Source organism: Cohnella phaseoli, assembly GCF_003386235.1.
GTDB classification, from domain to species: Bacteria; Bacillota; Bacilli; order Paenibacillales; family Paenibacillaceae; genus Cohnella; species Cohnella phaseoli.
The window spans coordinates 40827-54001 of sequence record NZ_QRDZ01000027.1; the positions used below are offsets into that span (position 1 = coordinate 40827).

The 13175-nt window shown below is 55.8% G+C and carries 9 protein-coding genes; 8 read left to right on the forward strand and 1 reads right to left on the reverse strand.

Features of this window, described 5'->3' with window-relative positions; genetic code table 11:
- Positions 1-77: 77 nt before the first annotated feature.
- Both DFP98_RS27495 and DFP98_RS27500 read left to right on the forward strand, forming a co-directional pair.
- Positions 78-1892, forward strand: coding sequence for a cache domain-containing sensor histidine kinase (locus DFP98_RS27495; RefSeq protein WP_116063844.1), 1815 nt, complete (start codon positions 78-80; stop codon positions 1890-1892).
- On the forward strand, positions 1873-3480 hold the full coding sequence (locus tag DFP98_RS27500) for a response regulator (RefSeq protein ID WP_181917978.1): 1608 nt from the start codon (positions 1873-1875) through the stop codon (positions 3478-3480). The genes DFP98_RS27495 and DFP98_RS27500 overlap by 20 nt, the downstream gene beginning before the upstream one ends.
- Positions 3481-3676: 196 nt before the next feature.
- On the opposite strand, the gene DFP98_RS27505 is transcribed toward DFP98_RS27500, so the two are convergent.
- Positions 3677-4741 carry an LLM class flavin-dependent oxidoreductase gene (locus DFP98_RS27505; RefSeq protein ID WP_116063846.1) on the reverse strand — a complete coding sequence of 355 codons (1065 nt, stop codon included), beginning with the start codon at positions 4739-4741 and terminating at the stop codon, positions 3677-3679.
- Between the two features lie 203 nt (positions 4742-4944).
- On the opposite strand from DFP98_RS27505, the gene DFP98_RS27510 reads away from it, so the two are divergent.
- The 6 genes from DFP98_RS27510 to DFP98_RS27535 all read left to right on the forward strand — a co-directional run bounded on the left by DFP98_RS27510 (position 4945) and on the right by DFP98_RS27535 (position 13171).
- Entirely contained in the window at positions 4945-5916 is a 972-nt protein-coding gene (locus tag DFP98_RS27510) for an ABC transporter permease (RefSeq protein WP_181917979.1), read from the forward strand.
- Positions 5917-5928: 12 nt separating this feature from the next.
- On the forward strand, positions 5929-6810 hold the full coding sequence (locus tag DFP98_RS27515) for a carbohydrate ABC transporter permease (RefSeq protein WP_116063848.1): 882 nt from the start codon (positions 5929-5931) through the stop codon (positions 6808-6810).
- Between the two features lie 69 nt (positions 6811-6879).
- On the forward strand, positions 6880-8583 hold the full coding sequence (locus DFP98_RS27520) for a type 2 periplasmic-binding domain-containing protein (protein WP_116063849.1): 1704 nt from the start codon (positions 6880-6882) through the stop codon (positions 8581-8583).
- A 114-nt stretch (positions 8584-8697) separates the two neighbouring features.
- Positions 8698-10440: a sensor histidine kinase gene (locus tag DFP98_RS27525; protein WP_116063850.1), complete on the forward strand. Its 1743-nt coding sequence runs from the start codon at positions 8698-8700 to the stop codon at positions 10438-10440.
- A complete protein-coding gene (locus DFP98_RS27530) occupies positions 10437-12002 on the forward strand; it encodes a response regulator transcription factor (RefSeq protein WP_116063851.1) in 1566 nt (521 codons plus the stop codon). Before DFP98_RS27525 ends, DFP98_RS27530 begins: the two co-directional genes overlap by 4 nt.
- Before the next feature lie 152 nt (positions 12003-12154).
- Entirely contained in the window at positions 12155-13171 is a 1017-nt protein-coding gene (locus DFP98_RS27535) for an SDR family oxidoreductase (RefSeq protein ID WP_116063919.1), read from the forward strand.
- Positions 13172-13175 lie beyond the last annotated feature (4 nt).

Consider the following 13175-nt stretch of genomic DNA (forward strand, 5'->3'; position numbering starts at 1 on the left):
TTGGCGATTATTACCCAAGTATAGAGTGTTGAACCCGGAGCTCCCACTGACTCTGATGATCAAAGAGGTGGAATTTATTGATCTTTACCAGTATCCGCACCAAAATGATGCTGTTCCTGCTGGCTGCCACGCTCATTCCGATTTTGGCATCGATCTTCATTACGTACAGCTTAACGACGAGCAAGGTCACGAAAGAGACGTTGAAGAGCAATGCCGACCTGCTGTTCCAGGGCAAGACGAATCTGCTGAACTACATGAATGCCGCGCAGCAAGCAACATTTATTTTCTATAACGACAGTAAGCTGTTCACGATTCTGGAGGACGGCATCAAGGATTATAAAGACGATCAGGAAATCTACCGGGGCCTGATGCTGCTCAGCTACACGGTGAAGGATTTCGAGCAAGCCCATCTCTACCTTGGCAAGGACGATCTGAACTATCTCATCATTAATAACCGTTCGAAGAGAAGCTTCAGGGATGAAGAGAACCGTTTTGTTCCTTCCGGCTTGTCCCGAGGCAGCTCGTATGTCCAGCCTCCCCATCCGGTGAGCAAGTACGGCAGAACGGATATTCCGACGACAACCGCCGATCAGGTGCTGACGATCCACAGCTCGCTGTATTATTTGGCGGCGAAGGAGGAGCTCGGCACGCTGTCGATCGACGTTCGGCTGGACGGTATACGCGCCATCAGCGAGCAGCTGTACTCTGCAGGCAGGGAAGAGCTGTATATCGTGGACGACGATAGGCAGGTCATCTACAGCTCTCTAGATCGCAGCGGCGGTCAGCGTCTTCAAGGCGACTGGGTCGACCGGGTCGTGAAGGAGCAGGAGACGAGCGGTAACTTCTCTCTGCATCAGGATGGCTTCTCAGGGGAAATTGTATACGATAAAATGGCAACTCCGTTCCTGAACTGGACGCTCGTGAAACGAATTCCAAACGAGACGCTGCATCAGACGGCGCGAGAGGCGGCGCTGATTAACAGCGGAGTCGCCGGTCTGTTTCTTATTTTGACGATGGTAGCGACTGTGCTTATCACGTTCTCGCTGACTGCGCCGATCAAGAAGCTGATCCGCAACATGAATCAGATTCAGAGCGGCAACCTGCAGGTGACGGTCGACGTCGACCGCAAGGACGAGTTCGGCATTCTGGCCCGCAGGTTCCAGCTCGCGATGGATACGATCAACGAGATGATTATCCGCGAATACGAACTGGAGCTGGCCCGCAAGACGAACGAGCTGAACGTGCTTCAGGTGCAGACGAATCCTCATTTTATTAACAACGCCTTGCAGTCGATCGGGACGTTGTCTTTGCAGAAGCAGCAGCCGGAAATTTACAATCTGATTTTCTCCTTGGGGAAAATGATGCGGTACAGCATGAACACGGGGGAGCCGATCGTCTCGTTGGAGCGGGAGTTGGACTATGTCAAAGCGTATGTGTCGCTGCAGCGCCAACGCTTCGGCGAGCAAATTCGCTATATCGTGAATGTGGATGAGCGGCTGTTGAAGCGACCGGTTCCGAAGATGATCGTGCAGCCGCTCGTCGAAAACTATTTCAAGCACGGCTTCGACCCCGGTGCGGAAGACGCGGAGATTGCCGTCACCGGCACGGAATCCCGCGATCGCAGGTGGATGAGGCTGGAGGTCAGCGACAATGGAAGAGGTATGGGCGCCGCCGAGCTGAAGACGCTGCAGGAAAGACTGTTCCAGGCCAAAGGCGTCTGGGGAACCGGGGAGTCGGGGATCGGTCTGCCGAATATTTTGTCGCGGTTGAAGCTTTACTACAATGAATCGGCCAAGCTTGAGGTCAGGCCCGGTCAGGCAGGCGGCTTAAGCGTCGTGCTGTGGATTCCGATCGCCGAAGAGGAGGATGGAGATGAGAGCGCTAATCGTTGACGACGAACGTCATGTCCGGGAAGCGATCAGGCTGTTGGTCGACTGGCAGGCTTATGGCATAGATGAGGTGACGGAGGCGCAGGACGTGGCTTCCGCGATTGAACGGATCAACCAAGACAGCCCGCAGATCGTGTTTACGGATATGATGATGCCGGGGCAATTGGGAACCGATCTGCTCGCCTGGATTCGGGAGCATGCGCCTTCGGCCAAGATGATCGTGATTAGCGGGCACGACGATTTCGATTTTGTCCGGAAGACGGTACTATACGGAGGAATGGACTATATCCTCAAGCCGATCGATCCTGAGCAATTGAATCAAGCGGTGGCCAAAGCGGTTCAGAGCCGTAAGCAGGAGGACGAGGGGACGAAGCAAGAGCAGCGCAAGGCGATAGAGATCAATCAGCTGCGGCCGGTGTACTGGGATAAAATTCTGACTAACCTTGTGGAAGACCCTTCGTATTATTCGTCCATCGTCGAGACGCTGCGCACCGAGTTCGGGCTGGAGGAGGAGGATCGGCTTTGTCGGGTGGCGGTGCTGGCGACGGATACGATTCATCCGACGATTCGCAGCAAGTTCGCCGGAAGCGAGGATTTACTGTACTTCTCTCTACTCAACATCTGCAACGAAATTGTTCGCAAACAGCGGAGAGGCGTGGCTTTTCGGCATGAGCAGGGCTCCGTTGTCGTGCTGCTGTGGAAGATGACGGGGAGCGCGCCCGCGCTGCTCGACACGGTGAACGAGGGCATCCGTCAGGCGTTCGGAAGCCCTCTGGAATTCGGGCTGGGCGGCGAGCGGCCTCTGCCGGCCGGCATCAAGCAGTCGTATCACGAAGCGCATATCGTGCTTCGCCAACGCAATATGCGCGCGGTCAGGCCTCGCGTTCGCTGCTTCGATCCGGAAGAGAATCCACGGCTGTCGGCGATTCACTTGACGGAGTTCGAGGACCCGATGAGAATCGCCTTGCGCAGCGGCCAGGAGCAGCCGATTCGGGACGTGGTGCGGCTATGGGTGAATCAGGCCGAGCGGATGAGCTACATCAATACGGAGCAGTTGGAGCTGTGGAATCACGAATATAGCGTCGTTCGCGCGCGTCTGCTCAAGGAGCTGTTCGGGGATTTGCCGGCGGCTTCGAACCGCTCTCAGGACTCTGCCTTTGCCGCCGTTCCGGTAGACCCGGAAGGATGCCTGATGCTGCCCCGGCTCGCGGAGAGACTGGAGCAGGATTTGCTGCAGCTGTCCCGCCTATGGGCGGAGCACCAACGGCAGGACGAGCATGTCATCTTCGAAATCGTCAAATATATCGATTCCCACTATGCGGAGGACATTACGCTTCAGGACTTGGCGGATCGCTTCTTCCTCAGCCGAGAGTATATTTCGCGTAAGTTTAAGCAGCAGTTCCAGGAGAACCTGTCCGATCATATCGAAAGGGTGCGCATGGATAAGGCCAAGCTGCTGCTTATGAACCCGCAGTATCGCATCGCGCAGGTTGCCGAGCTGGTCGGGTATAAGGACGAGAAGTACTTCAGCAAAGTGTTCAAGAAGCTGGAGGGGCTGTCCCCCAACGAGTATCGTAAGCGGGATAGATAGTTGTGCATTAGCGGTCGGAAGCTTTGGGGCGGAGGCCAAGAAAGTGCCTCGGCGGTGGACGGACAGGGGAGCGGAGGCCAAAAAAAGTACCTCGACAGAGCCGGAGCGTTGTGCCGTTAGGGCTCGCAGCAGCGAGAAACACAAAAAACAGCGATCAGTTGGCCGTTAAGCCGCCTGACCGCTGTTTTTAAGTTGCTTACCCTTCCATACGGGCAATTTCCTTATGCACGATAGGGGCCACGCGGGTTCCGAGCAGCTCGATCGCGCGCAGAAGATCGCGATGCGGCAGAGCGCCGAAATCCACGTGCAGGAAGAAACGCGTAAGTCCCAGATTTTTGCGCAGCAGGACGATCTTCTCCGCTACGTATTCGGGATCGCCGACATAGAGGGCGCCCTGAAGACTGCGTGCGGCATCGAAAGCGGCTCGGTCGTAGCGCGGCCAGCCCCGTTCGCGGCCGATCGTATTCATCTGCGCCTGCACATGCGGGTAAAACTGCTCTGCCGCCTGCTCTATCGTATCGCTGATGAAGCCGTGCGAGTGCGTCGCGATCTGCAGCTTGGCCGGATCGTGACCGGCTTGCGCCGCGGCTCGCTTATAAAGCTCGACAAGCGGAGCGAACCGTTCCGGCATCCCGCCGATAATGGCGAACACTACAGGCAGGCCGAGCGTACCCGCCCGAACGGCCGACTCCGGATTGCCGCCTGTAGCGATCCAGACCGGAAGCGGCTCCTGAACGGAGCGCGGATACACGCCAAGGTTCTGGATCGCCGGACGGTGACCGCCTTGCCAGGAGACCTTCTCGGTTTCGCGTATTTTCAGCAGCAGCTCCAGCTTCTCATCGAACAGCTCGTCGTAATGATCCAGACTATATCCGAATAACGGGAAGGACTCGATGAACGAACCGCGTCCCGCCATGACTTCCGCCCGTCCGTTAGTCAATCCGTCCAGCGTGGAGAAAGATTCGTATACGCGTACCGGATCGTCCGAAGACAGCACGGTTACGGCGCTTGTCAGCCGGATGTGCTTGGTCATGGCCGCGGCGGCAGCCAGCACAACGGCCGGCGCGGTTCCGGCGTAATCGGCGCGGTGATGCTCTCCTATGCCGTACACGTCCAATCCGACCTGATCGGCCAACACGATTTCCTCTACCGCGTTTCTCAGACGCTCCGCATGACTCACCGGCTTACCCGCAGGCGAATGCGGCGCAGCCTCCAGAAACGTGCTGATCCCTATCTCCATCTTCTTCGTCAAATCGGCCATATCCGATCCTCCTCCTTCTTTGTTCTTATTATACTATATAATTTAAAGTTTCTCAATTATCGTTAGTAAAGAGATAACGTGCAATTGTCCGCATTACAGTCGGGGAGTGTACATTTTCAGTCGGAGAGTTCACTTTTGCACGCAAAGTCCTTGCTATAATGAGCGATGTAAACGCTATTACAGCTAGAGAAGGGGGAGATATCGTGGCCCGCAAATGGCAATCTGCCGCCAAGGTCAAGGCTGGAGCCGGAGGAAGCGTCTCCGCCGAAAAAACCTTGCTGCAAAGCATCGTCAAGCACCGCACCTTATACCTGATGTTTTTGCCGGTTGCTGCGTATTACGTTATTTTCAGATATTGGCCGATCGCTCTAGCCTGGATTGTCGCCTTTAAGGATTTACGGCTTGGCATGAGCGTCCTCGACAGCGAATGGGTGGGTTGGGCCAATTTCAAAGTTATGTTCGACGATCCGGAAATCGTGAACGTCCTGATGAACACGGTGGAAATCAGTTTGCTGCGGTTAATCGTCGGATTCGTGCCGCCAATTGTGCTAGCGATTATGTTCCACGACCTGGCCTCCAAACGGCTAAGAAGTTGGCTGCAAAGCGCGGTGTACATTCCGCACTTTTTCTCCTGGGTCATTATTTTCGGCATCGTATTCGCCTTTTTTTCCACAGGCTCGGGGTTCGTCAATAACGTGCTGGAACGATTCGGGCTGGAGCGCTACGAATTTTTTCTCTCCGAGGGCTGGTTTCGTCCGATTCTGGTCGGCTCCGCGTTATGGAAGGAAATCGGCTGGAGCACGATCATCTACCTGGCGGCGCTCAGCACGGTCGACCCGCAGCTGTACGAGGCGGCCAGAATCGACGGCGCGGGTCCGCTGAGACGCATTGTCTCCATTACGCTGCCGGGCATCCTGTCGGTCATCACCTTCGTGCTCTGCCTCAGTCTCGGCAACATTCTGTTCGCGGGGGGCGAGCAAATTCTGCTGTTCTACAACAAGGCCGTTCTGGATACGGCGGACGTCATCGAGACCTGGGTATACCGCGAAGGGTTGGGCAGGCTGCAATTCAGCATCGGTACGGCGGTCGGCATCTTCCAATCGTTCATCGGCATGGTCGTGATTGTGATCAGCAACGCTCTGGCCAAACGATATACCGGCCGGGGCATCTGGTAGAGGAGGGGTCAAGTGCATTACAAATCGGCTAGCGAGCGAACCTATCAGATCGTCATACACCTTATCGTGATCAGCGTGGCGATATCCGCCGTGTTCCCGCTGCTGTACGTCATCGGGATGTCGCTGACGACGAAGGCGGAGATGATCGCTCGCAACTATTTCGTCATCATTCCGCTGGAGCCGACGCTGGAAGCCTACAAGCGGTTGCTGGCTTCCCCGGTCATCTGGAACGCCTTCGTCGTGTCCACGGGGAGAGCCGTCGTCGGACCGCTGCTGACGCTGCTGCTGACGACGATCGGCGCTTACGTGCTGGCGCAGCGGACGCTGCCCGGCCGCGGCATCTTCCTATTCTTTATCCTCGCGACGATTCTGTTTAACGGAGGTTTGATTCCAACCTATCTCGTGATCAAAAATTTGGGGCTCATCGATTCTTATTGGTCGCTGATCCTTCCGATCATGGTTGACAGCTTCGGTCTGCTCGTGATCAAAATCTTTATCGAGAATTTGCCGGACGGCTTGACCGAATCGGCCAAAATCGACGGAGCGGGGGAATGGAGCATGCTGCTGCGGATCATTATCCCGCTTGCGGCGCCCGCGCTTGCGGCCATCGGCTTGTTTAATCTGGTCGCGCATTGGAACAGCTGGTTCGACGCGTTGTTGTACTTGAACGACAAGCAGATGTATCCGCTGCAGATGGTGCTGAAGAACATGTTGACCATCGATTCCGTCAGCGGAGATTCGATGAACGCCGTGCTCAAGTCGTCGCAGTCGATTAGTACAGAGACGCTTAAGATGGCCGCGGTCGTTATCGGCATTATTCCGGTGCTGTGCGTCTATCCGTTTTTGCAGAAGCATTTTGTCAAAGGCATGTATATGGGGTCCGTTAAAGGCTAACCGCGGTGTTCGGAGGCGAATCAGGCGCTTCTTGACATAAAAAAATAGAGCTCGAAAGGGGAAACGCGAATGAAGAAAGGACATTGGTCTTATACGGCGATTGCGTTAATCATGGCTTTGTCGACGGTGCTTGGCGCTTGCTCGTCGGGTGGCAATAAGGAGAACGGGGCAACCACTGGCGGCGATGCATCAAACGTGCCGGAGACAAGCCAAGCAAGCACGGCTCCGGCCAATACCGGCGATTCCGGACCGCCGATCAAGGAACTGGTTTTCCCGGCGGCGTTCCCCGAGGTGCCGAAGGCCGTGGACGCTTCCAGCTATGCGTATGACGACCTTAGCAAGAAGTACGAGCTGGATCTGATGGTGGCCGGCGCCTTTAACCAGCCTGTGCCGGAGGATACGATCAAGGCGTATCTGGAGGAGAAATTCAACGTTTCGATCAAATTTTCGAGCATGACCGGCGAGGATTTGAAGAACGCTGTCAGCGTGCGGTACGCTTCCGGCTCGGAGCCCGATCTCGTGATGTTCTCCTACAAGGACGTAGCGCGTTCCCTCTTTGAGAGCGGACAACTGCTCGATGCCAAGGAAATTTTGCCGTACATGCCGCAGACGATGGAATACGTTACGCAGGATTACGCCAAATGGGCGACCGTCGACGGCAATATGATCGGCATTCCGCGGTATCCGGTTTTCCCGAACAACTGGGGGTACTTCATTCGTCAGGATTGGCTGCAAAAGCTGAATATGAGCATGCCGACCAACGAGGACGAACTGTTCGCCTATGCGAAAGCGGTAGTAGAAAAGGATCCCGACGGGAACGGCAAGCCCGACACCTGGTTCATGGCCACGGCCGGCGGGGGCAACGGCTGGAGCATGATGGACGCGCTTAAAGCGATGTACGGACATCCGAGCTGGAACGTGGTCGACGGCAAGCTTAATCATCCGATGCTGGACGGCACGACCAAGCGTTTCCTGGAGTTCGTGAAGAAGCTGTACGACAACAAGCTGCTGGCTCCGGACTGGTATACGATCGGATGGGAGCCGTTCAAGGCGTACAGCTTGAACGACCAGATCGGCATGGTCTGGTACCCGGGCTGGAACATCATCGACGAGCAGTACAACGCGAAGAAGAAGGACGCGAACGCCGTCAATCTGTGGGCGCCGATCCAGCCGCTCAAATCCAATGACGGCAAAGGCGGCATGTATGGTCCGGGCGACAATCCGGGAGGCATCTTCATCATCTCGAAGAAGGTGGCGAATGACCCCGGCAAGATGAAGCGTCTAGCGCATTTGATCGATTCGATGATGTATCCGAACGTCAATTATTGGGCCGTATCCCAAGGCGGCGGTCCGGAAATTTATCCGGGAGAATCCAGAGTACAGCTGAACGAAGACGGCACGAACGTATTTGCCATCGCGCCGACCCACGTTCAGCTTGCCAAGCCGGAATATCAGTCGCTGGCGGATTGGCAATTTTTCGGGTACAGTCTCATCTGGCAAGTGTACGACGACGAACCCGTTGGCGTGCTGGGCAGCAAATACAATCAGGAGATTATCGCCATGCCCCGCTACAAAAATTTCGATATGAACCTTACGCTGGACGGCACAACATCGACGAAAATCGCCGATTTCCAGAACAAGAACGAAATTTCCTTCGTGCTGGGCAAACGTTCATTGGACGAATGGGATAGTTACGTGGAAGAGTGGAAGAAAGCCGGCGGTCAGAAATTGATCGACGAGGCGGTCGAGCAGCTTCAGGTTTCCAAGCCTTAACCTGCGAATGGGTCCGCAGCCCTATACTCACGAACGCTTGTATGATAAGCGTTCGTGAGTATACTTCTATGTATGCCGGGAGAGAAGGAGCGAGCTTAGGTGAGAGGGTATCGGATGAGTTCGCGCAACAAGCTGATTTTGCTCCTTGTTGTTCCGGGCACCTTGTTCGTGATGATCGTGACGCAGATCGCCAAGGACTACGCGCTCGAATTTCTGCGGGAGACGCAGAACGAATCGCTGGCGGGCATGTCCGACCAGGTGGTGCACTTGATCGGGATCTACAACAACGAGATTACGTACAACATGCTGGAAATGGAAGAGATCATCAAGCAGGAGGGCGGCCAAGGGGACCGGCTGTACGAGGCGATGCGCACGGTGGCGATGATTCGGGCCGATTTCGTGCGCGGCGTCGTGTACATTGCGGAGAGCGGGGACATTACCGGCTACCCGATTACGTTCTGGGGCAACTTCTCCGCCAAGGAGGAGGCGCTGATTCATGAGCAGGCCGAGCGGAGCCGCGGGGTGTTCGAGTGGTCCAATACGATCCGCTCCGATATCGGGCGCTCTGGGACGTTCGGACCGACAAGTATCGTGACCAAGACAATATTCGATACCGGGGGCAAACAGATCGGCTATTTGGCGTTCCTCGTCGATTTGTCCGCGTTTCTCGAACGGAGCGCCGCTTTCGCCGGAGCTTACGAAACCCAGACGCTGCTGTACGACCGCGAGGATCGGCTGATCGATTTTATGGGGGCGATCAATGTGACGACCCCTGTGCTCATTTCCGAGGAATATGTGCAGACACTTTCTTCGGCGCTTTCGTATTTTCGCAGAGAAGGCATCTATCATTCCGTCGGAACGATGGAAGCCAATCTTGGCTGGAAAATCGTTGTTGTCGGCGATGTGGAGAAGCTGGAATCGCGCTTCGAGCCGCTCAGCCAGATCGCGTGGGCTATCGTGTTATTCGGCGTGCTCGGCTTTCTATGCATCTATGTGGCGGTATCCTGGTGGTTTACGCGTCCGGTAATGCTGCTGACCAAGGGCATCCGGAAGGTGGCCAAGGGGGATCTCGACAGCAAGCTGCACATTCGTCAGCAGGACGAATTCGGCGAGCTTGGCGTTCAGTTCAATCGGATGACGGCTACGATCAAGGCGCTGATAGTCGATCTGCAAGCGACGGAGGAAGCGAAGCGGAAGTCGGAAATGCAGACGCTGCTGTCGCAGATCAATCCTCATTTTCTGTACAATACGCTTAACACGATCGATATGATGGTCGATTTCAGTCCCAAGCGGGAGCTTCACGAAATGATCAACGTGCTGTGCAGGCTGCTCAAGTACAGTCTGGACAGCCGCAGCGAGGAGCGCACGCTGGAGGACGAGCTGCAATATACGAAAAATTACTTATACATTCAGTCCGTCAGGTACGACAACAGATTCGAGATCGCCGTCTCTCTCGTAAGCGAGCGGCTGGGCGCGGTCAAGGTGTTGAAGTTGATTCTTCAGCCGATTGTGGAAAACGCGCTGTTCCACGGCTTGCACCCGCTTGAAGGACGCCAAGGTCGACTCGATATCGAGGTGGTGGAGCGAAACGGAGATCTGACACTGATCGTAAGAGACAACGGCGTCGGCATGCCCTGGGACAGATTGTCCGCCCTGCGCAGCGCTTTGTCCGGCATGGAGGCGGAGGACGGAATCGGCATCGGCGTTCTTAACGTGCATCGCCGAATTCGTCTGTATTACGGCGCGGAATATGGGCTGGCCGTCGACAGCGCCATCGACGAGGGAACGACGATCACCGTGAAGCTGCCGCTTGAAAATCAAACGCTTGCCGCAAACAAAGAGAGGTTAAAGCGATGAACGATTATGCGGACCGAGTTACGCTCAAGCTGCTCATCGTCGACGACGAGCCGATGGCCAGAAGGAGAATTCGCTCTTTCTCCTTGGAGCGGCACGGCTTCGAGATCGTTGGCGAAGCGGAGAACGGCAATCAAGCCTGGAATATGATACGGGAGCTGGCTCCCGACATCGTTGTCGCGGACATTGGCATGCCCGTGCTTAACGGAATCGAGCTGCTGAAGCGGGTGCACGGCCTGAATACGCCGCCTAAATTCATTTTGCTGACCTGCTATGAGGATTTTGACAAGATTCAGACGGCGCTCCGTTACGGGGCGCACGATTATATTACGAAGCTGCTGCTTGCCGAACAGGATTTCATCGACTGCCTGAATAAGGCGGCGTTGACCATCCATCAGGAGAAGCGCAACAGGAAGAAGGCGCTGCGCCAGCTTCTGCTGGAGCGGCTGCTATCCAGCGACGATACGGACGCTTCGGCTGAGCAGCTTGCGGCGCTGTCCTTTCCTTCCCGACGGCATATGCTGGCGCTAATCCGTTTTGCCCCCGAGCATAATCGCGCCATGTTCAGCGCTTCCCCGGCCCTGGAATATTCCGAGGAGGGCAACTTGTCGCTCGCCGTGCAGATCGAGCCGGGATTATGGGCAATGATCGCCGCCACGGACGAACGGGGGGGAGGTCCGGCGTTCTTCGGCTGGACGATGCAGACGCTGCGCCGCGGGTACGAGATCTGCAAGGCCAAAGGGATCGCGGCGCTGCAAAGCGTATCCGACATCCGGGAGGGTCTGCCGCTTACCGCTTCCTTGATTCAGTGCCGCCAACTGATGGATGAGGCTTATTATTTGCCCCTTGGGGTCCCTGCCGTCGCCGGAACGCCCGGCCGCACCTCCACGTTTCCTCCAGATATTTTCGAAGCTATGAAGCAGGAATGCCGCCAAGCGGTCGAACGGGAAGATCCGAAGGCCGTGGCGCAACTACTTCTTCGTTGGCTCGAAGAGACAGAGCGGCGTTATTGGCCGAAGCCCGCGCAGCTGTGCATGATGGGCGCGGCATTGGCGGGCTGCCTGAGCGACGATTATACGCGCCGCCAGACGGACGGCTTCGTTCCGCTGCGCCTTTGGCTGCAGAAGCGCATAGAGGAAAGCTGCCATATTTCCGAGATGAGAGCGGCAGTCGAGGAGGCGGCGGACGCCTTGAAAGAAGCGCAGACGTCGCTGCGGGGCGTTCGCTCGGAAGTTTTGAAAGCGCTGCGTTTTATCGAACAGCGCTACAGGGAGCCTATTGATGTCGCGGCAGCGGCCAAGCACGTCAACTTAAGTCCGAGCTGGTTTGGTACGTTGTTCCGTAACGAGATCGGCTGCAGCTTCTCCGATTATTTGCTGACCTATAGACTCGAGCAGGCGAGGGAGCTGCTGCTGCGGACGGATCTCAAGGTGTACGAAATCGCGGAGCAAACCGGCATTCCGAACTATCGCTACTTCTCCAAACTATTCTCCGACAAATACCGTCACAAGCCTCAGGATTTCCGCTACAAGCTCCGGGGCGGAGAGCGGGAATACGACAAATGACGAGAAGCGCTGCGCCTGGCCAGAGGCTCGAAGAGGGAATCGAATTGCGGGCAGCGGCCGGCTCAAATTGTCAAGGAAGCCGGTCCGTGCTAAGGTAAAGTAGGAAGAACCTTTTCACAAATCCGCATTGCGATATGGAGGCGAAACCGACGATGAAAGCGCTGTTTATCGGAGGAACGGGAACGATCAGCTCTGCGATTACGCAGCAGTTGGCCGCTCAAGAGTGCGAGCTGTATGTGTTGAATAGGGGCAATCGTAGCGAAAGGCTGCCGGCGGGCGTCAAAACCATCCAAGCCGACATCAACGACGAGGATCGCGTAGCGGAGTTGATTGCCGATATGAAGTTCGACGTCGTGGCCGATTTCATCGCATTCGTGCCAAGCCAGCTTGAGCGGGACTATCGCCTGTTCAAGGACAAAACGAAACAATTTATGTTCATCAGCTCCGCATCCGCCTATCAGACTCCTTTATCCGACTATCGAATTACCGAAGGAACGCCCTTATCGAATCCTTGCTGGGAATATTCACGGAACAAAATTGCTTGCGAAGAGTACCTGATTAAAATGTACCGAGACCACGGTTTTCCGATTACGATCGTCAGACCGAGCCACACGTACGATGAACGTTCTATTCCGCTGGGGGTTCACGGCTCGAAGGGAACGTGGCAGGTCGCCAAGCGCATGCTGGAAAATAAACCGGTCATTATTCACGGCGACGGAACGTCCCTGTGGACGATGACGCATAATGGCGATTTTGCCAAAGGGTTTATCGGGTTGATGGGCAATATTCACGCAATCGGCGAAGCCGTACATATCACTTCGGATGAGAGCGTGACCTGGAATCAGATTTATGAGATCATCGCGGACGCGCTTGGCGTTAAGCTGAATGCGGTTCATGTCGCTTCCTCGTTTCTAGACGCTTGCAGCACGGAGGATTACCGGGGAGGGCTATTGGGGGACAAAGCCAATACCGTCGTGTTCGACAATGCGAAGCTGAAGCGGCTTGTTCCCGATTTTGTGGCGACGACCCGGCTGGACCAAGGGATGAGAAGGACGATCGAGCACATTCTTGCGCATCCTGAGCTTCAGACGGAAGATCCGGAGTTCGACGCATGGTGCGATAAAGTGATCCGTGCGCTGGACGACGCGGTTAGGGCGATTAGGGGCTAAGGGA

What these genes read in the sequence shown, in the direction of transcription:
- DFP98_RS27500 (WP_181917978.1), top strand. Translation starts at nt 1,873, where the DNA reads ATGAGAGCGCTAATCGTTGACGACGAACGTCATGTCCGGGAAGCGATC.
- DFP98_RS27505 (WP_116063846.1), bottom strand. Translation starts at nt 4,741, where the DNA reads ATGGCCGATTTGACGAAGAAGATGGAGATAGGGATCAGCACGTTTCTG.
- DFP98_RS27520 (WP_116063849.1), top strand. Translation starts at nt 6,880, where the DNA reads ATGAAGAAAGGACATTGGTCTTATACGGCGATTGCGTTAATCATGGCT.
- DFP98_RS27525 (WP_116063850.1), top strand. Translation starts at nt 8,698, where the DNA reads ATGAGTTCGCGCAACAAGCTGATTTTGCTCCTTGTTGTTCCGGGCACC.
- DFP98_RS27530 (WP_116063851.1), top strand. Translation starts at nt 10,437, where the DNA reads ATGAACGATTATGCGGACCGAGTTACGCTCAAGCTGCTCATCGTCGAC.
- DFP98_RS27535 (WP_116063919.1), top strand. Translation starts at nt 12,155, where the DNA reads ATGAAAGCGCTGTTTATCGGAGGAACGGGAACGATCAGCTCTGCGATT.